Origin of the sequence: Streptomyces sp. NPDC004111, assembly GCF_042874215.1 — a bacterium.
GTDB lineage: Bacteria > Actinomycetota > Actinomycetes > Streptomycetales > Streptomycetaceae > Streptomyces.
Genome location: NZ_JBIAMU010000001.1, coordinates 666,766 through 690,606, shown reverse-complemented (window position 1 = coordinate 690,606; position 23,841 = coordinate 666,766). Strand labels below are relative to the sequence as shown.

22 protein-coding genes are annotated in these 23,841 nt (G+C 74.0%); 11 read left to right on the top strand and 11 right to left on the bottom strand.

What is annotated here, in order from left to right; all coding sequences use genetic code 11:
* Nucleotides 1-56: 56 nt before the first annotated feature.
* Nucleotides 57-1,739, bottom strand: coding sequence for an ATP-binding cassette domain-containing protein (locus ACFYVL_RS03080; RefSeq protein WP_389241011.1), 1,683 nt, complete (start codon nucleotides 1,737-1,739; stop codon nucleotides 57-59).
* Between the two features lie 466 nt (nucleotides 1,740-2,205).
* Here ACFYVL_RS03080 and ACFYVL_RS03075 point away from each other — a divergent pair, with 466 nt between their 5' ends.
* Nucleotides 2,206-2,847: a histidine phosphatase family protein gene (locus tag ACFYVL_RS03075; protein WP_389241010.1), complete on the top strand. Its 642-nt coding sequence runs from the start codon at nucleotides 2,206-2,208 to the stop codon at nucleotides 2,845-2,847.
* 45 nt (nucleotides 2,848-2,892) lie between these two features.
* Here ACFYVL_RS03075 and ACFYVL_RS03070 read toward each other — a convergent pair whose 3' ends face one another.
* Nucleotides 2,893-3,453, bottom strand: coding sequence for a DinB family protein (locus ACFYVL_RS03070; protein WP_389241009.1), 561 nt, complete (start codon nucleotides 3,451-3,453; stop codon nucleotides 2,893-2,895).
* Nucleotides 3,454-3,558: 105 nt separating this feature from the next.
* Here ACFYVL_RS03070 and ACFYVL_RS03065 point away from each other — a divergent pair, with 105 nt between their 5' ends.
* From ACFYVL_RS03065 to ACFYVL_RS03055, 3 genes are all read left to right on the top strand, one after another.
* The gene (locus tag ACFYVL_RS03065) at nucleotides 3,559-4,101 is read left to right on the top strand and encodes a kinase (protein ID WP_389241008.1); all 543 of its coding nucleotides are present in this window, start codon (nucleotides 3,559-3,561) and stop codon (nucleotides 4,099-4,101) included.
* 109 nt (nucleotides 4,102-4,210) lie between these two features.
* On the top strand, nucleotides 4,211-4,774 hold the full coding sequence (locus tag ACFYVL_RS03060) for a DUF4291 domain-containing protein (RefSeq protein ID WP_389241007.1): 564 nt from the start codon (nucleotides 4,211-4,213) through the stop codon (nucleotides 4,772-4,774).
* A gap of 315 nt (nucleotides 4,775-5,089) precedes the next feature.
* Nucleotides 5,090-6,286, top strand: a complete 1,197-nt coding sequence (locus tag ACFYVL_RS03055) for a methyltransferase (protein WP_389241306.1) — start codon at nucleotides 5,090-5,092, stop codon at nucleotides 6,284-6,286.
* Nucleotides 6,287-6,403: 117 nt separating this feature from the next.
* Here ACFYVL_RS03055 and ACFYVL_RS03050 read toward each other — a convergent pair whose 3' ends face one another.
* Complete coding sequence (locus tag ACFYVL_RS03050) at nucleotides 6,404-7,051, bottom strand: HPP family protein (RefSeq protein ID WP_389241006.1); 648 nt, start codon at nucleotides 7,049-7,051, stop codon at nucleotides 6,404-6,406.
* A 133-nt stretch (nucleotides 7,052-7,184) separates the two neighbouring features.
* On the opposite strand from ACFYVL_RS03050, the gene ACFYVL_RS03045 reads away from it, so the two are divergent.
* A complete protein-coding gene (locus ACFYVL_RS03045; protein ID WP_389241005.1) occupies nucleotides 7,185-7,841 on the top strand; it encodes a CGNR zinc finger domain-containing protein in 657 nt (218 codons plus the stop codon).
* 21 nt (nucleotides 7,842-7,862) lie between these two features.
* On the opposite strand, the gene ACFYVL_RS03040 is transcribed toward ACFYVL_RS03045, so the two are convergent.
* Entirely contained in the window at nucleotides 7,863-9,401 is a 1,539-nt protein-coding gene (locus tag ACFYVL_RS03040) for an MFS transporter (RefSeq protein ID WP_389241004.1), read from the bottom strand.
* A 398-nt stretch (nucleotides 9,402-9,799) separates the two neighbouring features.
* On the opposite strand from ACFYVL_RS03040, the gene ACFYVL_RS03035 reads away from it, so the two are divergent.
* The 3 genes from ACFYVL_RS03035 to ACFYVL_RS03025 all read left to right on the top strand — a co-directional run bounded on the left by ACFYVL_RS03035 (nucleotide 9,800) and on the right by ACFYVL_RS03025 (nucleotide 12,566).
* Nucleotides 9,800-10,489 carry a GntR family transcriptional regulator gene (locus ACFYVL_RS03035; RefSeq protein ID WP_389241305.1) on the top strand — a complete coding sequence of 230 codons (690 nt, stop codon included), beginning with the start codon at nucleotides 9,800-9,802 and terminating at the stop codon, nucleotides 10,487-10,489.
* Nucleotides 10,490-10,622: 133 nt separating this feature from the next.
* Nucleotides 10,623-11,948: an amidohydrolase gene (locus ACFYVL_RS03030; RefSeq protein ID WP_389241003.1), complete on the top strand. Its 1,326-nt coding sequence runs from the start codon at nucleotides 10,623-10,625 to the stop codon at nucleotides 11,946-11,948.
* A 96-nt stretch (nucleotides 11,949-12,044) separates the two neighbouring features.
* Nucleotides 12,045-12,566, top strand: a complete 522-nt coding sequence (locus ACFYVL_RS03025) for an NUDIX domain-containing protein (protein WP_389241002.1) — start codon at nucleotides 12,045-12,047, stop codon at nucleotides 12,564-12,566.
* A 68-nt stretch (nucleotides 12,567-12,634) separates the two neighbouring features.
* On the opposite strand, the gene ACFYVL_RS03020 is transcribed toward ACFYVL_RS03025, so the two are convergent.
* The 6 genes from ACFYVL_RS03020 to ACFYVL_RS02995 all read right to left on the bottom strand — a co-directional run bounded on the left by ACFYVL_RS03020 (nucleotide 12,635) and on the right by ACFYVL_RS02995 (nucleotide 21,020).
* Complete coding sequence (locus ACFYVL_RS03020; RefSeq protein ID WP_389241001.1) at nucleotides 12,635-13,468, bottom strand: aldo/keto reductase; 834 nt, start codon at nucleotides 13,466-13,468, stop codon at nucleotides 12,635-12,637.
* A gap of 98 nt (nucleotides 13,469-13,566) precedes the next feature.
* Nucleotides 13,567-14,850 (bottom strand): MFS transporter, encoded by a 1,284-nt coding sequence (locus ACFYVL_RS03015; protein WP_389241000.1) that lies wholly within the window; start codon nucleotides 14,848-14,850, stop codon nucleotides 13,567-13,569.
* A 100-nt stretch (nucleotides 14,851-14,950) separates the two neighbouring features.
* Nucleotides 14,951-16,711 carry an ABC transporter permease gene (locus ACFYVL_RS03010; RefSeq protein ID WP_389240999.1) on the bottom strand — a complete coding sequence of 587 codons (1,761 nt, stop codon included), beginning with the start codon at nucleotides 16,709-16,711 and terminating at the stop codon, nucleotides 14,951-14,953.
* A gap of 2 nt (nucleotides 16,712-16,713) precedes the next feature.
* Nucleotides 16,714-17,721, bottom strand: coding sequence for an ABC transporter ATP-binding protein (locus ACFYVL_RS03005; RefSeq protein ID WP_389240998.1), 1,008 nt, complete (start codon nucleotides 17,719-17,721; stop codon nucleotides 16,714-16,716).
* A gap of 834 nt (nucleotides 17,722-18,555) precedes the next feature.
* Complete coding sequence (locus ACFYVL_RS03000; RefSeq protein WP_389240997.1) at nucleotides 18,556-19,848, bottom strand: sensor histidine kinase; 1,293 nt, start codon at nucleotides 19,846-19,848, stop codon at nucleotides 18,556-18,558.
* Between the two features lie 455 nt (nucleotides 19,849-20,303).
* Entirely contained in the window at nucleotides 20,304-21,020 is a 717-nt protein-coding gene (locus ACFYVL_RS02995; RefSeq protein ID WP_389240996.1) for a response regulator, read from the bottom strand.
* A gap of 222 nt (nucleotides 21,021-21,242) precedes the next feature.
* On the opposite strand from ACFYVL_RS02995, the gene ACFYVL_RS02990 reads away from it, so the two are divergent.
* Nucleotides 21,243-22,286, top strand: a complete 1,044-nt coding sequence (locus tag ACFYVL_RS02990; RefSeq protein WP_389240995.1) for a CPBP family intramembrane glutamic endopeptidase — start codon at nucleotides 21,243-21,245, stop codon at nucleotides 22,284-22,286.
* A gap of 143 nt (nucleotides 22,287-22,429) precedes the next feature.
* On the opposite strand, the gene ACFYVL_RS02985 is transcribed toward ACFYVL_RS02990, so the two are convergent.
* On the bottom strand, nucleotides 22,430-23,077 hold the full coding sequence (locus ACFYVL_RS02985) for a TetR family transcriptional regulator (RefSeq protein ID WP_389240994.1): 648 nt from the start codon (nucleotides 23,075-23,077) through the stop codon (nucleotides 22,430-22,432).
* A 122-nt stretch (nucleotides 23,078-23,199) separates the two neighbouring features.
* Here ACFYVL_RS02985 and ACFYVL_RS02980 point away from each other — a divergent pair, with 122 nt between their 5' ends.
* Entirely contained in the window at nucleotides 23,200-23,346 is a 147-nt protein-coding gene (locus ACFYVL_RS02980; RefSeq protein ID WP_389240993.1) for a hypothetical protein, read from the top strand.
* A gap of 31 nt (nucleotides 23,347-23,377) precedes the next feature.
* On the top strand, nucleotides 23,378-23,701 hold the full coding sequence (locus ACFYVL_RS02975; protein ID WP_389240992.1) for a DUF4190 domain-containing protein: 324 nt from the start codon (nucleotides 23,378-23,380) through the stop codon (nucleotides 23,699-23,701).
* The last annotated feature ends 140 nt before the right edge of the window (nucleotides 23,702-23,841 follow it).

Sequence of the window (23,841 nt, the reverse complement as noted above, 5' to 3'; positions counted from 1 at the left end):
GGGCGCGGCAGCCGGGCGCGGAGGAGCGGGGGACACGCGCGCGGGGGCGCCCGGGGTCACTTCCCGGCGCGCCCCCGCGCCATTCCCTGGCGGCACTTGCGCACCAGCACCCACCACGTCAGCGCCAGGAACACCACCGCGAACCCGGCGAGCAGCAGCCACCCCCGGCTCGCCGGGTGCGCGAAGGAGTCGCCGTACGACTGGAGCAGCGGCGGGCCGAGCGGCGAGCCGCCGGTGCGCCACAGGGTCTCCAGGCCGATGCCGCTGCCCAGCGCCTCGAACGCCCACCTGTTGGTCATCGCCAGGCTGAGCGCCTCCCCCGCCACCGTCATGCGCGGCACCGGGACGAACGCGCCCGAGAACAGCACCTGCGGGAAGCACAGCAGCGGCAGCATCAGCGTGGCCTGCCCCGGGTCCGTCACCGCCGCCGACGCCAGCAGCCCGAGCGCCAGCGCCGCCGCCGAGGCCAGCACACTCGTGACGAAGAGCGAGAGGTACGTTCCCCAGCTCGCCGCCGGCAGCCGGTCCAGCGCCCGCAGCACGGCGAGCAGCGCCGCGTCGGCGACCGCCAGCACCGGCAGCACGGTGGTCAGCTTGGACGCCACGTACGGGCCGATCCGCAGGCCCGCCAGCCATTCGCGGCGCAGTACCGGCAACTCGGTGCAGATCTGGAGCAGTCCGTAGGTCAGCCCGAAGAAGAAGGCGCCGAAGGCGATCCAGAACATGATCATCGCGGTGGATCCGGGGTCCGCCGTCGCGGGGGTGAAGGCGCCCGCGCGGAAGAGGACCGCGAACATCGCGATGATCATCAGCGGTGAACCGGCCAGGACCGCCACCGACAGCCGGTTGTGCAGCAGCAGCGCGGTGCCGCGCCGGGTGAGCAGCGCCCACTGGCGGACCGCGCCGACCCCCGGTGCGGGCGGGCCTGCCGTGGGGGCGGGGTCCGGGGCGGCCCCGCCGGGTGCCGGGCCGCCGGGTCCGGGGGCGGGCGTCGCCCGTGCGCCGGACGCCACCGCCCCGTACACCTCCTCGGGGCCCGACACCCCGAACGCGGGGCACAGGTCCTGCGGCGGGCCCGCGTAGGCGACCTCCCCGTCGGGGGACAGGAAGACGACCCGGTCGGCGCGCGCGAGGTCGGCGAGCGTGTGGGTGGTGAGCACGACCGTGGTGCCGGAGGCGGCCAACTCCCGCAGTGTGGAGAGAAGTTCGGCTCCGGTGACCGGGTCTAGGCCGGAGGTCGGCTCGTCCAGGAACAGCACCCGGGGCCGGGTGAGCAGCTCGGCCGCGATGCACGCGCGTTTGCGCTCGCCGCCGCTGAGCGCCCGTACCGGGGTGTCGGCCCGGTGGGCGAGGCCCAGCTCCGCCAGGACCCGGTGCACCGCGGCGGTCAGCTCGGCCGCCGGGGTGCCCGGGGCCATCCGCAGGCCGGCCGTGTAGCCGAGGGTGCGGGCGAGCGGCAGCTCCTGGTGGACGATGTCCTCCTGCGGCACGAAGCCGAACTCGCGGCCCGGGGGGCCCGGCCGCGAACCGTCGTGCAGCACGTCTCCCGCGGAGGGGAGGTGCAGCCCGGCGAGGGTGTGCAGCAGTACGGTCTTGCCCGCGCCGCTGCTCCCCGCGATCATCGTGACCCGGCCGGGCGGCAGGTCCAGCGAGATGTCCCGCAGGACGCGTCCCGCGCCCGCTACGTCCTGGGAGATCCGGACGGCGTCGATCCGCAGGCCCGCTGAGGTGGTGGTCACTGGCGACTCCTTCTCGCGGAGCTCCCGGAGGTCCGGGACTCCCTCGGGTGTGGCGGCTTTGTTCTACCATGCCCGAAATCGCCGAACTCTCGCCGCAAGACGTGCAGTTGTCCGCGGGCCCGCCCGCCGTCGCCCGCCCCGCACGCGGCAGCACCTGCGAAGTAGCAGGGGGTGCTCCTGCCCGCACCGTGCGGGCCGAGCAGTGCCCAGTGCTCACCGGCGGGCTCCGCGGGGGTGGGCCGCCGACGGAAGGGCGGCGGTGGTCGGGTCTTCGAGATCGCCGTCCCATGGGGGTGGCTTTCGTGGGCGCGGTTGACGGCGTCCACCGAGACGGTGAGGAGGGGGGACCGGCCGCACGCGACCCCGCCGGGCGCGGGCCCTGCCGTACGTGACCCCGCCGGGCGCGGGCCCGGCCGCGTAACGTCCGATCCCGTACCTCCGTACCCGGCCGGAAAGGCAGGCACCCATGCGCACGCTCCACGTCGTCACCCACCCCGAGGCGACGCATCACGTCGAAGGGGTCGTCGGCGGCTGGCACGACTCGCACCTGACGCCCGCCGGTGTCCGTGCGGCGGCGGCCGTCGCCCGCGCGCTGCGGGCGGCGATTCCGCGGGGCGAGGAGGTGGAGCTGTTCTCCTCCGACCTCGAGCGCACCCGGCGCACGGCGCAGGAGGTGGCCGGGCTGTTCGGCACGGAGCCGGTGCTGGACCGCAGGCTGCGGGAGAAGTCGTACGGCGAGGCGGGGGGACGGCCGCAGGAGTGGCTGGACCGGCGGTTCGTGCCGCCGCCCGCCGTAGGGGAGCGGATGGAGCACGACGAGGGGGTGCCGGGCGGCGAGACCAAGGCGGAGTGGGCGCGGCGTCTCTACGCGGCCACGGACGACATCCTGCGGCGCCCGTGCTGGCACCAGATCGTGGTGACGCACGGCGGGTCCCTGACGTTCGTGGTGGCCGCGTGGATCAGGATGCCGGTCGAGTCGGCGGACTACGTCAGCTTCCGGGCGCCGTCCGGCAGCATCACCACGCTGCACGAGGACGACTTCTTCCACAACCGCCAGGTCGTACGTCTCGGCGACACCCGCCACCTCGAAGACCTCGAAGAGCTCTAGGACCTCGCAGGGCTCCGGGGCCCGAGGCTTCGGCGCCGGCCGCGCTCAGGGAGCTGCCGGGTCCTCCGTGCCGGGTCCGCCGGGTGATGCCGCGCGCAGCAGGCGCAGTTGGCCGATCTCCGCGACGTTCTTCATGAGTTCCGCGTTCACCCAGGCGACCGTGTGCGCGACGGTGCGCCCGGGGTCGTCGTTCCACGGGAAGGCCGCCGTGCGGTCGAGGTCGGCGTCGGTGAGCCGGTCCAGTCCGGCCAGCCAGTCCGTACGCAGGCCGCGCAGCCAGTCGGCCACCGCCCCGTCCCGCGTCCCCGGCCAGACGATCTCCTCGCGGGCGCGGGGCGTCCGGCCGTGCACGTGGTCGGTGGCCACGCTCAGCCACCATCCCAGGTGCCAGCTCACCCAGCCGGCCGTGGGGACCGGCACCGGATCGGGCTCAGCGTCCGCCCAGTCGGGGACCCAGCCGCCCGTAGCGTCCCGGCGGACGTTCCAGCACAGGGCGGCCGGCTCCCACAGGAGGTCGGCGGGCTCCAGACGCTCCAAGTGGTACTCGAACAACGACCAGGTCAGCTCGAACTGCCAGCGCGGCACGTCGCATCGGGGAGAAGTCACCGGGCGACCCTGGCACAGCGGGCGAGGGGTCGGCAAAGGAGTTTGCGGTGGCCCGGAGGCGGCCGGGCGCACCTGCTCGGCCGCCGGTCCCGATAGCCTCCTCGGGTGACAACCGCTCCCCCGACCCGGCTCGTGGTGCTGCGCGGCAACAGCGCCTCCGGCAAGAGTTCCGTCGCCGCCGGGCTGCGCGAACGGTACGGGCGGGGCATCGCCCTGGTCGGCCAGGACAACCTGCGCCGGGTGGTGCTCCGCGAGCACGACAGACCCGGCGGCGCGAACATCGGCCTCATCGACCTCACCGTCCGGTACGCCCTGGAACACGGCTTCCACACGGTCCTCGAAGGCATCCTGTACGCCGACCGCTACGGCGGGATGCTCGCCGGGCTGCACGCCGACTACCGTGCCCGCAGCCACTGGTACTACCTGGACGTGCCGTTCGAGGAGACCGTCGCCCGGCACGCCACCAAGCCGATCGCCGACGAGGTGGGCGTCGAGGTGCTGCGCGAGTGGTACCGGCCCCGCGACCTGCTGCCCGGTGGCGCCGAGACGGTGGTTCCGGCCGCCAGCTCCCTGCGGGAGACGGTCGACCGGGTCCTGTACGAGTCCGGGCTCGGCGCGGTGGGCGGGGTGCGCTCCGCGGGGGAGTGAGGTGCGGGGGAATGGGATGCGCGGGGGCTTCCGGGGGACGCGCGGCCGGTGCCCGGCGTCGGGGAAAACGGCTCGCGGGCCGTGCGGGCGCGGTGGCAGGGTGCGGCGCATGGCAGCCCCGTACGAGATCCGCGCCGACTTCGACGCCCGCACCGTCGTGGTGTACCAGGCGTACCCGCCGGCCATCGCCGACGCGGCACTGCGGGCGGGCCGCTTCGTCGCGCCGTTCTCGTTCCACCGGATGACGTGGATCAAGCCGTCCCTGATGTGGCTGATGCACCGCAGCAACTGGGCCCGCAAGCCGGGCCAGGAGCGCGTACTGGCGGTGCGGATGACGCGGGAGGGCTGGGAGGAGGCCCTGTCCCTGGCGGTGCTCACCACGTCCGACCCGGCGGAGGTGGCGCAGGCGCCCGTACATGTGCAGTGGGACCCGGAACGGTCGCCGCGCGGGGCCGCGCTGAACCACTACAGCATTCAGGTCGGCATCGGGCGCGGCCTGATCCGTACCTTCACCGACGAGTGGACCGTCGGGCTCACCGACCTCACGCCGCGGATCCGCAGGGCGGCGGCGCTGGTGCAGGCCGGACAGGCGGCGAAGGCCAGGCGGCTGCTGCCCGCGGAGCGGATCTATCCGCTGCCGCGCGAGCCGGCGGCCCGGCTGGGGGCCGGCTGAGGGGGCGTGCGGCTCCCGTCAACGGCCGCATCCGTAAACGCACTTGGCGGCCCGGCCGGGGCTGTGCGAGTCTGCTTCCTCGCCTCCGGATTCCGGAAGTTCCGAAAGGGCTGATCGACATGCTCGGCATGGTTGTCTGGGACGTCCGCTCCCGCGCTTCGACGCGAGAGCGGTAGCCGCCGACCGGCCACCCCGCCGTACCCGTCCGCCCCGCCGCCCGCAGCGGCCGGGCGGCGGCCCGGTCTGCCCTCCCCTCCCGCTCCGCTCCTCGTCGAAGTGCTCGTCGTGTCCCGCACGTTCGATCACGAGGAGTACATGGTGTCCACGATCCACTGGACGCAGGACGACCGCATCACCCGTTCCGCCCGCTGGCATTCCGAGAACGGCAGCCCGTTGCCCCGCCGCGTCGTCGTCGCCGACGACCGTACGAAGGCCGCCGACGCCCACCGTCTGGCCTGCGAGGGGACGGGTCTGCTCTGGCGGGGCGACTTCCACAACGCCCGGCAGCTGCTCACGGCCATGGGCCGGCGCGTCGACCGCACCGCGCCCGGAGCCGCCCCGAAACCAGGAACCCGGGCCTCCGCAGGGGCCGCCGCCGAGGCTTCCGGGCTCGCTCCGGGCGAGGCCTACCGGCTGCACCGGCGGGCGAGCGGCCACCGGGCGCTCGTTCTCGGCAAGTTGCTGGTGCTGCTGGAGGAGGACTACACCCTGGCACTGCGCCGGGCCCCCGACGTACGGCGGGCGTGCCGCGAGGCGTACGGTCGGCAGGAGGGTCCCGTGGTGGTCTCTCTCAGGGAACTGCTGGGGGTGATCGGCGCGCACCAGTGGCGTGCCCGAGGTGTGGAGGTACCGGCGCTCGGCGACCGGGTGCACCCCCACTACGGGGTGTTCGCACCCGTGCGGGGCGAGTACGTCGGCCTGGTCGCGGATGCCCCGCTGCCCCGGGCGGCCGTCCAGGGGGGTCCGGCCGGAGGTACGGCGTTCGACCTGGGGACGGGTACGGGGGTGCTGGCGGCGGTGCTGGCCAGGCGGGGCGTCCGCCGTGTCGTGGCCACCGACAGCAGCGTGCGCGCCCTGGCCTGCGCACAGGACAACGTCCGGCGGCTGGCCCTGGACGGGTGCGTCGAGGTGACGGGGCCGTGCCTGTTCCCCGAGGGCCGGGCGGACCTCGTCGTGTGCAATCCGCCCTGGCTGCCCGGCCGTCCGGCGGGCGCCGTCGAGCAGGGTGTCTACGACCCGGGCGGCGCCATGCTGCACGGGTTCCTCGCCGGACTGACCGCCCACCTGCGGCCGGGCGGCGAGGGCTGGCTCGTACTGTCGGACCTGGCGGAACTGCTCGGGCTGAGGACGCGCGGGCAACTGCTCACCGCGATCGCGGAGTCGGGGCTGCGCGTCGTGGAGCGCACCGGCACCGTGCCGCGGCACCCGCGCGCCGCGGACGCCACCGACCCGTTCCACGCGGCCCGCGGCGCCGAGACCACGTCGCTCTGGCGGCTGGTCCCGGAGGCCTGATGGGGCGTGCCGACGGCGCCCTCTTCACGGGGCCGGGGCGCCGGGGTCAGGAAGGTCCGGGGCGCCGGGGTCAGGGAAGTCCCGGGCGCCGGGGTCAGGAAAGGTGGCGGGGCCGGTCTACCACCAGTAGGCGGGGTAACTGTGGCTCACGCGGTCGACGCGGCCCAGGAGTGCGCCCGCCGCCACGATCACCAGCGTGCCCAGGGTCAGCAGGGCGAGGAAGGTCAGCGGGGCCGGGTCGGTGAGGACCACGATGACGGCGCTGGCCGTCGCGGGGGAGTGCGGGGTGCGGGCCCACGCCATCGCGCCGATGGTGAGACCGCCCGCGACCGCCGCCGTCCACAGCGAACTGCCGCCCACCGCGACCGCGGCCAGACCGATCGTGGTCGAGATCAGCTGGCCGCCGACGACGCTGCGGGGCTGGGCCAGCGGCAGGCCGGGGGCGCCGAAGACGAGGGCGGCGCTGGCGGCCAGCGAGGGGATGAGCAGCGGCTCGTGCAGCAGTACGCCGATGCAGACGAGCAGGAGCATGACCGCGACCCCGTAGGCGGTCATGGCGGCAACGGCGGGTATCGGAGCGCGGGACGGCGCCTTTCCGGCGAGTACGGCCGCGCAGCGCTGCCAACGGGTCCGCTGCGGCGCGGAGTTGTCCTGGTCTGCCTGCTCTGCCTGCTCTGCCTGGTCGGTGGCGGCACGGTCGGGAACGGCACGGTCCGGTGGCGACACCACGGGGGCGGAACTCGGCAGGGTGGAGGTGTCGGGCACGAAGGTTCCTTCCGTGGTGTCCCACCGGTCGGGGCGGGGGCCGGTGCTGAAGCTCCTGCGGGAGAGCTAACGGTTCAATATATAGACAGGCATTAGCTTCCACGACCCCCGGTCCAACGGGCAAGATGCATGCATGGGCCCCCGCGCCGAACACCAGCCGTCCCGACCGTCGCCGCCGGTCACCTCCGAGGTGGACCGACTCCCGCTGCGCGGCGAGCCGCTGCCCCTCGAACTCGTCAACACCACCTTCATCCGGGGCGGTGTGCGCGGCCGTGTCGTCGACGCCCTCGGCGGGGCCGGTGACCTGGACCGGTGGCTGGCCCTGCACCGCGACGCGTTCAGCGAGGGGCTCGGCGGGTTCCTCGACGACCCGGTGCCCGCGGGCGAGGCCCACCTCGCGCGTTTCCTGGAACTGCGGCACGCGCTGCGCGGTCTCGCCGGTGCCGCGACCGCGACCCGGCCGCGTCCGCCCGAGACCAGTGACGTCCAGGTGGTCAACGCGGCGGCCCGGCTCGCCTCGCGGTGGGAGGAGCTTCTCCCGGGCTCCGGCTTCACGGCCGTACCGCGCTGGCCGGAGCCCGATCCGCTGCTGGTGGCACTCGGCGAGGTGGCCGCGCGGGGCGTCGGGCTGTTCAGCGGCCCGGACGCCGGCAAGGTGCGCGCCTGCCCCGCGCCCGGCTGCGTCCTGTACTTCCTGAAGAACCCGGCACGGCGCGAGTGGTGCACGACGGCCTGCGGCAACCGGGCCCGGGTGGCCCGGCACAGCAGGCGCGCGAGGGGCGGGGACTGACCCCGCCCCCCGCGGCCGGGGTCAGCCCCGTGCCGCCCGCTCCGCGCGCGCCGCCTCCTGCGGTACGGAGGGCTCCGCGCCGTGCCGCGTGGCGGCGGCGGCCCGCGCCAGACGCGCGTCCTCCTCGCTGCTGGCCCGCAGCTGTACGTGCTGCGCGGCGGTGGCCGTCCGGCGCTTCGGCAGGCCCAGGGCGAGCAGTACGCCCACCGCGACCGCTGCGGTCGCGATGAGGAAGGCGGTGCGGAAGCCCTCCATCGTGGGAATCGCGACGCCGCCCACGTGCTGCGCGGAGTTGGCCAGCACCATCCCGATGACCGCCGAGGACACCGAGGTGCCGATCGAGCGCATCAGGGTGTTCAGACCGTTGGCCGCACCCGTCTCGGACGGGTCGACCGCGCCGATGATGAGCGCGGGCAGCGACGAGTACGCCAGGCCTATGCCGGCGCCCACGACCACCGAGATCACGATCGTCTGCCAGGCGGCGCTCATGAGCCCGAGCCCGGCGCCGTAACCGATCGCGATGATCAGCATGCCGAGGATCAGGGTGACCTTCGGGCCGAACCGTGCCGAGAGACGGGCGTAGACGGGCGCGGTGAACATCATCGTCAGGCCCAGCGGTGCGACGCACAGCCCCGCGACGACCATCGACTGGCCGAGACCGTAGCCGGTGGCGGAGGGCAGCTGGAGCAGCTGGGGGAGGACCAGCGAGATCGCGTAGAAGGCGACCCCGACCATGATGGACGCGAGGTTGGTGAGCAGCACCTCGCGCCGGGCGGTGGTGCGCAGGTCCACCAGCGGGGCCTTGACGCGCAGTTCCATCACGCCCCAGCCGGCCAGCACGACGAGCGCCGCGCCGAACAGTCCCAGCGTGGTGCCGCTGCCCCAGCCCCAGTCGCTGCCCTTGGTGACGGGCAGCAGGAGCAGGACCAGCCCGAGGGTGAGGCCGAGGGCGCCCGCGACGTCGAACCTGCCCGGGGCGCGCAGCGGCGACTCCGGTACGACGGCCAGCGTCAGGGCGATGGCGAGGACGCCGAGGCCGGCCGCGCCGAAGAACAGGGTGTGCCAGTCGGCGTGCTGGGCGACGAGCGCGGCCAGCGGCAGGGCGAGGCCGCCGCCGACGCCTATGGAGGAGGACATCAGGGCCATGGCGGAGCCGAGCTTCTCGGCGGGCAGCATGTCGCGCATCAGGCCGATGCCGAGCGGAATGGCGCCCATCGCGAAGCCCTGCAGCACCCGGCCCGCGATCATCACGAGGAGCTGGTCGGTGAAGGCGCAGACCAACGAGCCCACCACCATGATCGCGAGGCTGGTCAGCAGCATCCGCCGCTTGCCCCCGAGATCGCCGAGCCGGCCCATGATCGGGGTGGCCACGGCTCCGGCCAGCAGGGTCGCCGTCATCACCCAAGTGGCGTTGGACGGCGAGGTGTTGAGCAGCTCGGGCAGGTCCTTGATGACGGGCACGAGCAGGGTCTGCATGACAGCGACGACGATGCCGGTGAAGGCGAGGACAGGGACGACGCCGCCTGTTCGGCGTGTGGAGCTGGTCGTCGACTGGGACATTGCGGAGGGCCTCCGGGGGCGGGTCTCGGGAACGGTGGCGGTGCGTGATGGACTTCGGTGCGGCTGTGCGTAGTTCAGCTTCTCGCGGTGGTGCGTCGGTAGTGCTTCGGTCGGGTTGCGTGTAGGCCGAACCTGTTTCCCGGGGCGACTATTCCGAGGAACGCCGTACCAACGGGATCCTTGACCTGTTCATTGCGTGCGCGAGGCGTGCCGACGTCCCCCGGGCACGGCTCGGGGCTGGGGCGGGACCGGGGCGCACGGGTCCCCGGGCAGCGGCTCGGGGCCGGGCCGGGCGCGTATTCTCGCCGGGGCGCGGCCCGTACGACGGCCTGCGGTGAGGTGAGCGGAGGCGGATCCCGGTGGCGGACGGCGCGGCGGACGCGGGTACGGACGAGGGCGTGCGGGGACGGTCGGCGGCCGGGGGCTCGCGGCAGTCGCTGAGCGCGCGGGCGCGCGAGGCGGTCCGGCAACGGATCGTCGACCGGCGCTACCCGATGGGCTCGCGCCTGGTGGAGCGCGAGGTCGCCGAGGAACTGCGGATGTCCCGGGTGCCGGTGCGCGAGGCGCTGCGCGCCCTGGTCTCCGAGGGGCTCCTGGAACTGCTGCCGCACAGCGGGGTCCGGGTGCGCAGTCTGGAGCGGGCCGACGTGCGGTACCTGTACGAGGTCTGGGAGCCGCTCGCCGTCCAGGCGTCCCGGCTGGCGGCGCGCCGGGTGGCGTCCGTGGCGGGCGAACCGCGGGGCGTCGAGGCGCTGCGCGCCCTGCTGGCCCGCGCCGAGCAGGCGGCGGCGGTGGGGCAGGGGGAGCGCGAGGTGGCCGCGCACACCGCGTTCCACGAGGAGGTCGTGGCGCTGGCCGGCAATCCGCTGCTCGTACGGACCATGGAGCAGCTGAGCTGGCAGCTCCAGCTGCTCTTCGGGATGCGGGAGGAGCCCGCGCACATGCGGGCCCAGCACGCCGAGATGCTGCGCCACATCGCGGCAGGCGACGAGGAGGCGGCGGCAGCCGCGACCTTCCTGCACGTGCGCGACAGCCGCGCGGTGGCCCTGCACTCGCTCTTCGGCGATGATTTGTATACCAAGAAGTAGCCGGGTGGCCCCGCGGGGCGCGAAGATACGGTGAAGTGCGGGCGGAATCTTGTCCGCACTCAGTGGTTGGTATACAAAAGCGGGAGTCTCCCCCAGGACCGCAAGCCGTCCGCAGACCGTAAGGAGTCCCCCCATGGTTCCCCCTCCCCTCTCCCGGCGTGGTGTTCTCGCGGGTGCCGCGTCCCTCGCGGGCACCGGCGCCGCCCTCGGTACGGCGGCGACCGCCCGCGCGGCAGCGGCGGACGACCCGGCCGGCCGGGGCGGCGACGAGCGCCGCCGCGGCGCCACCGCGGTCTTCCGCGACGTACGCCCCTACGGTGCGAAGAAGTCCGTCGACCTGACGGTGATCGACGGCCGGATCAGCGACCGCCCCGCCCCCAGGAACGCCCGGATCATCGACGGCGGCGGGCGCATCGCGCTGCCCTCCCTCGTCGACGCGCACATCCACCCGGACAAGACCACCTGGGGCGGCGACTGGCTGTCGCGCAAGCCGGCCGGCGGGATCGCGGACTACTGCGCCCAGGACGTCGAGGTGTTCCGCAGCGAGCGCCGCTCGGTAGGGGAGCGGGCGTACGGGCTGATGGCGCACGCCGTCACCCGCGGCACCCGAGCCATGCGCGCCCACGCCGACGTCGCCCCGGCCTACGGCCTGAAGGGCCTCGAAGGCGTCGCCGAGGCGCGCGAGCGGCTGGCGCACGCGCTGGACGTGCAGATCGTCGGCTTCCCGCAGCACGGTGTGATCCGCACCCCGGGCACCGCCAAGCTCCTGGAGGACGCCGCGCGCAGCGGTCTCGTCGACATGATCGGCGGCATCGACCCGATCAGCTTCGACCACGCCCTCGACGAGCAGCTCGACCTCGTCTTCCGGCTGGCCGACCGCTACGGCGTGGGCGTCGACATCCACCTGCACGACCGTGACGAGAAGGGCGTCAAGGTCCTGCGCGGCATCATCGAGCGCACCCGGGCCCTGTCCCTGCAGGGCAAGGTCACCGTCAGCCACGTCTTCTGCCTGCCGAAGATGTCGGCGGGCGACCTGGAGACGATGGCCGCCGACCTCGGCGCACTGGACATCGCGCTGACCACGGTGGCGCCCAACGAGTCCCTCGTCCTGCCGATCGCCAAGCTGCGTGAGCACGGCGTCCGCGTCGGCCTCGGCTCCGACGGCGTGCGCGACTCCTGGAGCCCGTTCGGCAACGCCGACATGCTGCACCGCACGCACATCCTCGGCTGGATCACCGACGTGCGCCTCGACGCGGAGCTCGACGACTGCTTCACGGTCGGCTCGCACGGCGGCGCCGACGTGATGGGCCTGGACCGGTCCTCCTTCAAGCCCGGCGACCCGGCCGACTTCATGCTCCTGCGCGCCGAGTGCACCCCGCAGGTCGTGGTGGACATGCCGCAGCGCGACATGGTCGTGCACGCGGGACGCGTCGTCGCCCGCGCGGGCGAACTGGTCTGATCCCGCCCCCTCAGGGGGACTCCGCACGGCTGCGCCCCGCCTCCTCGTACGGGAGAGGCGGGGCGCGGCCGTGCCGCGGGGCGCAGACTTGACCGCATGGCGACGGGAAAGCGCAGTGCCGGACTGCTCCTCTTCCGGATCACGGGTGCCGGGGCCGGGGGTCCGGCGGGCACGGCGGACTTCGAGGTGCTCATCGGGCACATGGGCGGCCCGTTCTGGGCGCGGAAGGAGGCCGCCGCCTGGTCGGTCCCCAAGGGGGAGTACGGCCCAAAGGAGGAGCCCGCGGCGGCGGCCCGCCGCGAGTTCGAGGAGGAACTCGGGCTGCCCGTCCCCGACGGGACGTGGCTGCCGCTCGGCGAGGCCCGGCAGAACAGCGGCAAGACGGTCACCGTGTGGGCGCTGGAGGCGGACCTCGACCCGGCGGACGCGGTGCCGGGCACCTTCGTCATGGAGTGGCCGCGCGGATCCGGCGTGCACCAGGAGTTCCCGGAGATGGACCGGTTCTGCTGGTGCACGCCGGAGCGGGCCGCCGAACTGCTCGTTACGGGCCAGCGCGTCTTCGTCGAGCGACTGGCCGAGCGACTGGGCGGGCGACTGCGCGGGGCGGCCGGCCCGTAGGCCGGGGCGCCCGCGCGGAACGACGGCCGGGGCGGGGCCGCGGTGGCTCCGCCCCCGACCGGGGCGGATCAGTTGAGGGTGTCGGGGTCCGGGCCGGTGCGCATGCCTCGGTCCAGGGCGCCGATGGCGTCGATCTCCCGCTCGCTCAGGGCGAAGTCGAAGACGTCGAGGTTCTCGCGGATGCGGGACTCGGTGACCGACTTGGGGATGACGACGTTGCCGGTCTGCAGGTGCCAGCGCAGCACGACCTGGGCCGGGCTCTTGCCGTGTGCCGCCGCCACCGAGGTGATCGCCTCGTCCTTGAGCACCGCGCCCTGTGCCAGCGGGCTCCAGGCCTCGGTGACGATGCCGTGCCGGGCGTGGAACTCGCGCAGTTCCCGCTGCTGGAGGCCCGGGTGCAGCTCCACCTGGTTGACGGCCGGGACGACCGAGGACGCGTCGATCAGCCGCTCCAGGTGGGCGGGCTGGAAGTTGGAGACGCCGATGGCGCGGGTGCGGCCGTCCGCGAGCAGCTTCTCCAGGGCGCGCCAGGTGTCGGTGTACAGGTCGCGGGCCGGGGTGGGCCAGTGGATCAGGTACAGGTCGACGTGGTCGAGGCCCAGCTTGTCGAGCGAGGCGTCGAAGGCGGTCAGCGTGGTGTCGTACCCCTGGTCGGCGTTCCAGAGCTTGGTGGTGACGAACAGCTCGTCGCGGGCGATGCCCGAGTCGGCGACGGCCCGGCCGACGCCCCGCTCGTTGCCGTAGATCGCGGCGGTGTCGATGCTGCGGTACCCGGCGCGGAGGGCGGCGGCGACGGCGGCGGTGGTCTCGTCGTCCGGCACCTGGAAGACGCCGAAGCCGAGCTGAGGCATCGTGACGCCGTTGTTCAGGGTGACGGTGGGGACCTGGGGGAGGGAAGTCATGGTTGCGCTTTTCCTTAGTGCCACGAGGGCTGGAGGGGGAGGGGTTCGGAGGGGTTACGGGGGTGAGGGCGCCGTCCGCGGCGGTCAGTGCCGGGCGGTCAGTGCCGGGCGGCCAGGGGCTGGGCGGCCGGTGTCCGGTCCGGCCCGGTGCCGCCGGTCTGCGGCGTCGTACCGCCGGTCGTCGTACTGCCGGTCGAAGCGGCGATCACCGGGGAGGCGGTTTCCGCGGCGCGGGCGGGCTCCCGGCGCTCCAGGAATCCGGAGACCAGGGCGAGGGCGAGTGCCGCGGCGGCCAGGGCCGCGCCCACCCAGTTCGGCGAGGTGTAGCCGAACCCGGCGGCGATGACGAGTCCGCCGAGCCAGGCGGCCAGTGCGTTGCCCAGGTTGAAGGCGCCGATGTTGACCGCGGAGGCCAGGGTGGGCGCCCCGTGGGCGTAGTCCAGCACCCGCTTCTGGAGCGGCGGGACGGTGGCGAAGCCGAGGGCTCCGACGAGGAAGACCGCGACGGCTGCCGTGACCTTGTTCTGCGCGCCGACGGTGAACAGGGCCAGGACCACCGCCAGCCCGCCGAGCGCCGTGAAGAGCATCGGCATGAGCTTGCGGTCGGCGAACTTTCCGCCGGTCAGGTTTCCGGCGACCATGCCCAGGCCGAACAGGACCAGGAGCCAGGTGACGGAGGACGGCGCGTAGCCGGTGACCTCGGTCATCATCGGGGCGATGTAGGTGATGGCGGCGAAGACTCCGCCGAAGCCGAGCACGGTCATCGCCATGGCCAGCAGGACCTGCACGTTCGTGAAGGCGGCCACTTCGTGCCGCAGCCGTACGCCCTCGGCCTTGGGCACGTCGGGCACCAGCTTGGCGATGCCCGCCAGGCCGACGACGCCGAGCGCCGCCACGATGAAGAAGGTGACCCGCCAGCCCGCGCTCTGCCCGACGAAGGTGCCCAGCGGTACGCCGACGACGTTGGCGACGGTCAGTCCGGTGAACATCATCGAGATGGCGCCGGCCTTCTTCTCGGGTGCGACCAGTTCGGCGGCGACCACCGAGCCGATGCCGAAGAACGCGCCGTGGGCGAGCGAGGCGACCACCCGGCCGACCACCATCACCGAGAAGGTGGGGGCGAGGGCCGAGACGACGTTGCCCGCGATGAACAGCCCCATCAGGAGCATCAGCATGTTCTTGCGGGAGATCCTGGTGCCCAGGACGGTCATCAGCGGTGCGCCGAACATGACCCCGAGGGCGTACCCGGTGACCAGGAATCCTGCGGTGGGGACCGAGACACCGAAGTCGGCGGCGACTTCGGGGAGCAGTCCCATGATCACGAACTCGGTGGTGCCGATTCCGAAGGCCCCGATGGCGAGGGCGAGGAGTGCGAGGGGCATGGGGACACCCTTCCGGGATGCATTGCGGTAGCGCCTTACGAGCGAAAACAATAATTGCATGCGCGGGCTAATGCAAGCGCGGCATAAGGGCGTGGGCCTATTACCTCGCCGCGCGGCGCATTCCGCTCGTGGTGAGGACGACGCCGAGCATGACCACCGCCGCGCCGAGCACCACCCCCGGCGCCATGCCCACGGGCAGACCGTCCGGACCGCGCAGGGCGCCCATGAAGTCGAGGGGCGCGATGCCGTTGACCGCCGCGTACCACAGGGGCAGGTACACGGCCTGGAACAGCCGGTGCGTACGGCTCAGCGAGCCGAGGGCCAGCGCGAGCGACGGAACGAACAGCGCTCCGAGGAACCAGTGCAGCAGCCCCGCCGTGTCCCCGCCGGTCGCCATCCGCAGCGCTGGCCCGGCACCGGCCACCGCGGTGAGCAGGAACCCCGCACCCCACTCGGCGAGGATCCGCCGGTGCGCCGAGGGGCAGGCGCCGAGCAGGGCGTCGACCCCGGTCTCGTACCGCTGCGTGCCCAGCCGGGACCAGATCAGCACCGGCCACAGCCAGGCCATCGGGAGCAGCACGCGGGCGACCGCGGTGGCCGGGGTGACCAGCTGGGAGACCACCGCCAGCAGGACCGCACCGGCCCACCACCAGAGGGCGACCCCCTGGACCAGGATCCGCACCTCGCCGGCGAACAGCCGCAGCGCCGGGTTCCGCCGCTCGACGGGGGAGCGGGGCGCGCCGCCGAAGACCGCGGGGTGCGCGGCGGGAACCGCCTCTCCGACCGCGCTGGGAACCGTCTCGCCGACCGCGCTGGGAACCGTCTCGCCGACCGCGCTGGGAACCGCCTCGCCGACCGCGCCGGGGAAGATCCCGGCGGGCGGCTGCGGGCCGCTCGCGACGGCCGGGGGTACGGTCGCGGCACTCTGTGCGGTCGCGGCTGCCCGTGTGGTGCGCCCCCGTGTGGTCGCGGCAGCCCGTGCGGCGTGTCCCCGTGCGGCGTGCCCCCGCGCCGTATCGAAGCGCGGGAACCACGCGAGCGGCAGCAGCGCCAGCAGCACTGCGAGCAGTACGAGGGCGAGCCGGGTCAGCAGGTAGCCGCCGCTCGGCGCGAAGCCGTCCCAGGCGAAGGTCTTCAGCGGCTCGTCGATGAGGGTCAGCCCCAGGCTGAACTCGCCCACCCGGGACGGGTCGATGCCCTGCGCCTCCAGCGCCGTACCGAGCGACCGCACCACCGGGTGCACACCGATGCCGCCGAGCGGGGCGTCCGGCGACTGCCCGCCGATCGCCAGCACCGACCAGACGAAGAACCAGACGACGTTGCCGAACCCCGCCCGCAGCACCGGAATCGCTTCGAAGAGGAGGGCGGCGGCCGCGGTGAACACCATCAGCGGCAGCGCGACCAGCACGAACGGCGTCAGCAGCGCGACGGGGTCGACGGCCGTCACCTCGCCCCGGGCGAGCTGCATGACCATGGCGGTCACCACCAGCACCCCGAGCATCGAGGCCAGGACCAGGACGCTGCTGAGGAACTTCGACGCGAGATAGCGGGGGGCGGACAGCGGGGTCGAGGCGAGGAGCCGGCCGACCCCCGTGCTCTCGTCCCGGGAGAGGGCGTTGCGGACGACGTAGAAGCCGCCGAGGGAGAGCCAGACGGCCCCGGCGAGCGCGACGATCGTGCCGGTGTAGGCGCTGTTGTACCGGCCCCGGTACTCGCCCACCTGCACCACCACCCAGCCCGCCTCCCCAGCAGGGGTGGCGAGCCAGCCGAGGCCGACGGCCGCGAGGAGGATCACGAAGTAGGCGGGACGGCGCACCCGGTCCCGGAAGTCACCGACGGCGAGGGCAAGGAGATTCCGCACGGCTATCGCCCTTCCGCACGGTGGGGGCGCGGGTGCGCGTGGGGGTGTGGATGGGGATGCGGGTGAGGCGGATGGTTCGGTGGCGCGGGGGAGGGGGCGTGGTGCGGTGTCGCGGGACTGGAGGCGTGGTGCGGTGTCGGCGGGGCGCCGCCGTGGTGGACGGTCGCCAGGTAGGCGTCCTCCAGGTCCGGCGCCACCTGCCGGGCGTCCGCGTACGGCGCCCGGTCGGCCAGCAGCCGTACGCGGACGCCGCTGCTCGTCCGCACCAACCGGCTGACCACGTGGCTCCGTTGCAGCACCGGCAGGTCGGCCGGGTCCGCGACGACCTCCCAGACCCGGCCTTCGGCGGCGGCGATCAACTGCTCGGGGGAGCCCCGGTGCAGCAGCCTGCCCCCTGCCACCACGGCGATGTCGGTGGCGACGGACTCGACGTCGGAGACGATGTGGGTGGAGAGCATCACCACCCGGTCCGCGGCCAGTTCGCTCAGCAGATTGCGGAAGCGGACGCGCTCCTCGGGGTCGAGGCCCGCGGTCGGCTCGTCCACGACGATCACCCGCGGATCGGCGAGCAGCGCCTGCGCGATGCCCACCCGCCGCAGCATGCCGCCGGAGTACTTGCCGAGGGGGCGCCCGGCCGCCTCCGTCAGGTTGACCAGTTCGAGGAGTTCGTCGATCCGGTTGCGCGCCGAGCGGGCGGAGAGCCCTTTGGCGGCGGCCAGGTACGCGAGGAACTCGCGCGCGCTGAGGTTCGGGTAGACCCCGAAGTCCTGCGGGAGATAGCCGAGCGCGCGCCGCAGCACGTCGGGCCTGGCCACCACGTCCGTACCGTCGAAGAGGACCCGGCCCTCGGTCGGACGGGTGATCGTCGAGGCGATCCGCATCAGCGAGGACTTGCCGGCGCCGTTCGGCCCGAGAAGACCGAGCATGCCGCTCTCCATGCGCAGCGTCACGCGGTCCACGGCGCGTTTGCCGCCGCGGTAGACCTTGGTGATGTCGATGAGTTCCAGCACGAGGGGGCCTCCGGTGCGGGTCGGTGGGTATGGGTGGGTGACGACCTCCAGATTTCCGTCTGCGTGACGGGGGCACATCTGCCGTTTGGCAGAGATCGGTTGGGGCGGTGCGGTGCGGTGCGCTGCGCTGCGTTGGGCGGTGTGCGCGGGCAGCGTGCGGGGGTGGGCTGTGCGGCGGACCGGCGCCCGCACGGTGGCGGACCGTGCGGGCGGTCCGACGGCGACCGCTCTTCGGCGGACTGCGCGGGGCGGGACGGTGCTTGGCGGAACCGCGCGAGGCGGGCTCGGTGGTGATCGTGTTCCGGGCTATTGCACGCGGGTGCGCGGTGCGGCGGATTGGTGGCGTCCGCGTTCAGGTGGGCTGCGTGTGGCGGGGCCCTGTGGGGTTGGCTGTGCGGGGGAGGGACGTGCTGGTGGGTCGCCGGTGATTGTGATCCCCGAGCACCGTGTGTGGCAGGGCTCCGCGAGGTGCGCTGTGCGGGGCAGGGCCGTGCGTGGTGGGTCGGCGGCGATTGTGCTTCGGCGCACTGTGCGGCGGATTGGTGGCGTCCGCGTTCAGGTGGGCTGCGTGTGGCGGGGCCCTGTGGGGCTGGCTGTGCGGGGGAGGGCCGTGCTGGTGGGTCGCCGGCGGTTGTGATCCCCGAGCACCGTGTGTGGCAGGGCCCCGCGCGGCGAGCCGTGCGGGGCAGGGCCGTGCGTGGTGGGTCGGCGGCGATTGTGCTTCGGCGCACTGGGTGTGGAAGGGATGTGCGCGGCGGGCCGGTGTGGCAGAAGCGTGCGCGGCGGGCCGGTCGCGGTCGTGCGGCGGTGCGTTGTCCAGCGGCGGGGTGTGTGTCAGATCGGCAGGGTGCCGGTGACCTGCCAGCCACCTGTTTCGGGCCGTCCCGCCGTCAGTTCTCCGCCCAGTACGGCGAACCGTTCGCGCATCCCCACGAGCCCCGTTCCGCCGCCCCGTCGTTGGGCGAGCAGCGTGTCGCCGGGGCCGCCTCCGTCGTCGGTGACGACCATCCGCAGCCGCGCCTTGCCGTCCCGCCGCGCGGACACCGTCACCGAGGTCGCGCCGGGCGCGTGTCTGCGCACATTGGTCAGGGCCTCCAGGACCATGCCGTACGCCGTCTCGTCCGTCTCCCGCCGCAGTACGCCGACCAGTTCCCCGTCCAGGTCGAGGGCGGTGGGGACGCGGCCGGACGACGAGAAGCGGGCCACGAGGTCCGGCAGGTCCGCGAGGCCGTGGACGAGCAGCTGCGGCGCGGCCGGCCCCGGGAGTGCCTCCGAGGAGTGGGGCCTTGAGCCGTCGGGTCGTTCGCCCGGTACGCCGTTCGGTTCCGTACCCGGTACGACGTCCGGCACGTTGCCCGGGACCTCGCCCGGCGCGGCGGACTCCGCCGGGTCCGGGGCGCGCAGGGTGTGCAGGGCGCGGTCCATCTGGTCCAGCGCCCGCAGCCCCGACTCCTCCAGTCTGCCGAGGAACTCGCGGTGCTCCTCGGGCTCGTAGGGCGTGGCCTGCGCCGCCTGCACTTCGAGGAGCATGCCGGTCAGTTCGTGGGCGACGAAGTCGTGCAGGAGGCGGGCCATGTGCAGCCGCTGCTCCCGCCGGGCCCGCAGCACGGCCCGGCGGCGGCGTACGTCCCCCGCGCGCAGCCTGCCGCCGGTCAGTACCGCGCCCGCCACCGGCACCAACGCGACCAGCACCAGCAGCAGCGGGCCGCCGTCCGCCGACTGCGGGTTGCGCAGGGCGAAACGCAGCGGAAGCGCGAGCGCCACCAGCGCCGTCACCGCCGCCGCCACCCCGAACGGCACGGCCCCGCGGTACGTCCCACGGGTCAGCCGCCCGGTGAGGACCAGCAGCGCGGCGAACTCGAAGGGCATCCACAGCAGCGTGATCCCGGGTACCCCGCGGTACCCGACATCGGCGACGACGGACAGCGCGGCGACCGCGAACGCCGCCACCGGCAGGGTGATCCGGCCCACCGGCAGGGGCACCAGCACCGCGAACACGGCCGCCAGCGCACTGAATGCCAGCAGCAGCCCCAGGGGCGGGCCCAGGATCGCGGGCCCCAGCAGCAGTACGGCGCTCAGCCCGCAGCACCACGCCCGCCACGAGCCCCACCGCCCGCGCCCAACCACCGCGCGCCCCGCCCCGGCACCCACACGCTTGCCGAACGCGGTACCGCCAGATACGTCATCGCCAGATACGTCATCGCCTGACGCGGCACTGCCGGACGCCACATCGGCCGTGTCCGCGGCGGCCTGCCCGAGCGCGGCCTGCCCGAGTGCCGACTGCCCGAGTGCCTTCTGCCGCGCGCCGGTTGGCCCCGCTGTGGGCTCCCCGGCACCAGGCCCCGCCCCTGCCGAACCCGCCTCGGGCCATCCGTTTCCGAGCCGCTCGCCATCCAGTTGCCCGTTGTCGAGCTGTCCGGTACCGGGCCGCCCGTTCCCGAGCCGTCCGCCATCGAGCCGTCCGCCATCGAGCCGCTCGTCGGCGAGCTGCCCGCTCCCGGGCCCTCCGCTCCCGGGCGACGCCGCACCCCGCCGCCCCGCACCCACCCGTCCCGCACTCCGCCGTCCCGTGCCGGGAAGTCTCATGCCGGGCCGCCCAGTGCTCCGGTCGCGTAGCCCATTTCCCAGGCGCGGACGGCGATGCCGACCCGGTTGCGGACGCCGAGTTTGCGCTGGACGCTCGCGACATGGGTCTTGACCGTGCCCGGCGTGATGAACATCGCGTCCGCGATGTCCACGTTGGTCAGCCCCTCGGCGACCTTCGCCGCGATCTCGATCTCCCGCTTGGTCAGCTTCTCGACCATGGGCGGGAGTTCGGCGGACGGACTCGGCAGCCGGGGCGCCCCGGTGGCGGGCGGGGCCGTGCGCCGTTCGCCGGTGACGTGCTTCAGCAGCCGTACCGTGACCGACGGGCTGATCAGGCTGTCGCCCGCCACCGCCGCGCGCACCGCCTCCACCAGCAGGGCGGGCCCCGAGCGCTTGAGGAGGAAGCCCACCGCGCCGTACCGCAGCGCCGGATAGACGTACTCGTCGAGGTCGAAGGTGGTGACGACGACTACCTTCACGGGCAGTTCGGCCGAGGTCGCCTGCAAGGTGCGGGTGACCTCCAGACCGTCCATCCGCGGCATCCGTACGTCCACGAGCGCGACGTCCGGCCGCAGCCGGCGGGCCGCCGCCAGCGCGTCCACCCCGTCGACGGCCTCGCCGACCACCTCGATGTCCGTCTGGGCCTCCAGGATCCGCCGCATACCGCGGCGCACCATCTCCTGGTCGTCGGCGAGCAGCACACGAATCGTCACAGTCGGCCATTCTCGCAGCCCCCGCTGGCGACGGTCCACGGCGGTCGGCCGGCGGCGGATAGCCTGGGCACGGCTGCGGGGATGCCGCCGTGGACGACGGACGGCCCGCGCGGCAGTGCCGCCGCCCCGCGGCGCACGTGGCCGGACCGGTGTCCCGTCCGCCCGCACTCCCCGCCTCCCCGCAACCGCGCACCCCTGCGAGTCCACGAGAAGGCACCCCGTATGTCCGACGCACCTCCCGGCTGGCCGCCCCCGCCGCCCCCGCACGCCTGGGCGCCCCCGCCCGGGGCCGGTCCCGCCGCCGGTCCGACCGCCGCCCCGCCCGGCTCGCGCTACGACGAGCAGGCCAGGAACGGCAGGCAGAACCCGGTCGGCCGGATCGTCGAGGTCCTGATGGTGCTGCTCTTCGTGGGCTGCGCCACCGTGGTCGCCGTCGTCGTGTCCGAAGTGGTCGCGCTCGGGTTCGGCATCGGGTCCGCGGACCCGGACAGCGAGCAGCTGTTCACCGACCCGCTGGCGGACCAGGCGGCCGGTCTGCTCTCCATCGCCGTCGCGATCCCGGCCGTGCTCCTCGCCGTCCGCTGGTTCGGCCACCGCCCGCCGGGCACGGTCTCCTCCGTCACCGGACGGCTGCGCGCGGGCTGGCTCGGCCGGTGCGCCCTGGTCGCGTTCCCGCTGATGGCGCTTCAACTGGGCCTGCTGATGCTGTGGTCGTACCTGGCCGACGACCCGGACGGCGCCGCGGACACTCCCCGGGCGGCCGGGTTCGACGACTGGCCGATGCTGCTGCTCAGCATCCTGGTGCTGTGGGCGCTGGTGCCGTTCCAGGCCGCGGCCGAGGAGTACGTCTTCCGCGGCTGGCTCGTGCAGGCCTTCGGCGCCTGGGTGCGCACGCCGTGGCCCGGGATCGTGGTCGCCTCCCTGCTGTTCGCCCTGGCCCACGGGCTGGGCGAGAAGACCGGGTTCGCGCTGCTCCTCTACTCCGCGATGTGGTGGGGCTGGCTGACCGTCCGTACCGGGGGACTGGAGGCGAGCATCGCGCTGCACACCGCGAACAACGCCCTCACGTACACCGTCGCCGCCGTACTCGGCGAACTGGCCGACACCGGCACGGCGGCCGACGCCCCCTGGCAGGCGCTCGTCCTGGAACTCCTCTTCGCCCCGGCCTACTGCCTGCTGATCGCCCGGACGGCCACCCGCAGGGGCATCGACCGCACGACACCAAAGGGGCCTTCGGTACTGCCGCCGCTGCCGAAGGCGGCCTGACCGGGGGGCCATCCGGGGACCACCCGGTGGCCACCCGGGGCCCCTCCCTGCGCCGTGCGCCGAGACCCCTGCGCCGTGCGCCGAGACCCCTGCGCCGAGACCCCAGCGCCGAGCGCCCAGCCCCTGCGCCGTGCGCCGAGCCCTCAGCGCCGTGCGTCGAGCCAGTGGCGGCTGCCGAGACTGACCAGGCGCAGCTGCCGGCGGGCCAGTTCGGCGGTCGCCTCCGCGTCGGGGCCCGCCTCCAGGAACGCGGACGCGGTCATCACCATGTGGTCCACATAGACCCCGGCCAGCATCTCCAGGTCCTCGCGCGACCAGCCCGCGGAGTCCGGCAGGGCGCCGAGCGAGTCGGCCACCTCCTCCGCGAACAGCTTCAGTTGGCCGCCGATCGCCTCGCGCACCGGCCGCACCCCGCCGTGCCGTTCGCGCGCGACGAACCGCACATGGGCGGGGGCGGACCGCACCAGGTCCGCGATCAGCTCGACGGTCAGCGCGATCCGCGCCTCGCTGTCGTCCGCGTCGGGCGCCGCCAGGCTCGCGCGGATCGCCTCGTGCAGACCGCCGAGCGACGCCTCCACCAGGGCGACACCCAGTTCGGCGGTGTCCTTGAAGTGCCGGTAGAACGCGGTCGGGGCGAGCCCGACCGACCGGGTCACCTCCCGCAGGCCGAGGCTGCTCAGACTCTGGTGCTCCAGCAGGCCGAGGGCCGCGTCCATCAGGGCCTGACGGGTCTTCAACTTCTGGGCCTGCCGGACCCCGGGGGGCGGTGCGGCCGGTGCGGTGTGACTCATGTCATCCAGTAAACAGTCGTTCTCCGAAGAAGGAAAGCATGGGGATGTGGTTCAGTGGACAACTGTAACTACAAGTGTTCACCGAAACCTTCAACTCCCACTCCCTCGCGAGGTGTTCAGCCGTGATCGCACTCGTCGCCGTACTGCTGCTCCTGGGCGTCCTGCTCGGCCCGGTCGCCCACGTACCCGTCCACGTCACGCTGATCGCCGCCGCCTTCATCGGCTGCTGGCTGCTGATCTTCGCCGTACGGGAACGCCGCCACCGCTGAGACGCCGCCACCGCAGAGAGAGGAAACGACCGTGCAGCTCACCGCACCCACCCCGACAGAGACCGCCCGCGACACGGCCACCGGGCCCGACCGCCCCGCCGGCCGCGGCTCCGCGGCGGTGCGCGACGCCGACGGCATGGCCGTGGCCGCGTTCGTACTCGGCCTGGTCGGACTGCTCGTGATGAACATCCTGCTGGGACCGGCGGCCCTCGTGCTGGCCGTGCTCGCCCTGCGCCGGGGCACCACCCGCCGCTTCCGCGCCTGGCTCGGACTGGGCCTCGGCGTCGCCGACCTGGTGGTGCTCCTGACCGTCGTCGACCTGAGCAACACGGTCTCCTGGAGCTTCGGCGGCTGAAGGACGCGCGAGCGGCCGGCCGGAGGGACTTCGGCGGCCGAGCCGGAAAAGGGCCGGGGGGGGGGGGGCCCCCCCCCCCCCCCCCCCCCCCCCCCCCCCCCCCCCCCCCCCGCCCCCCCCGGGGGGCGCCCGCCCCCCCG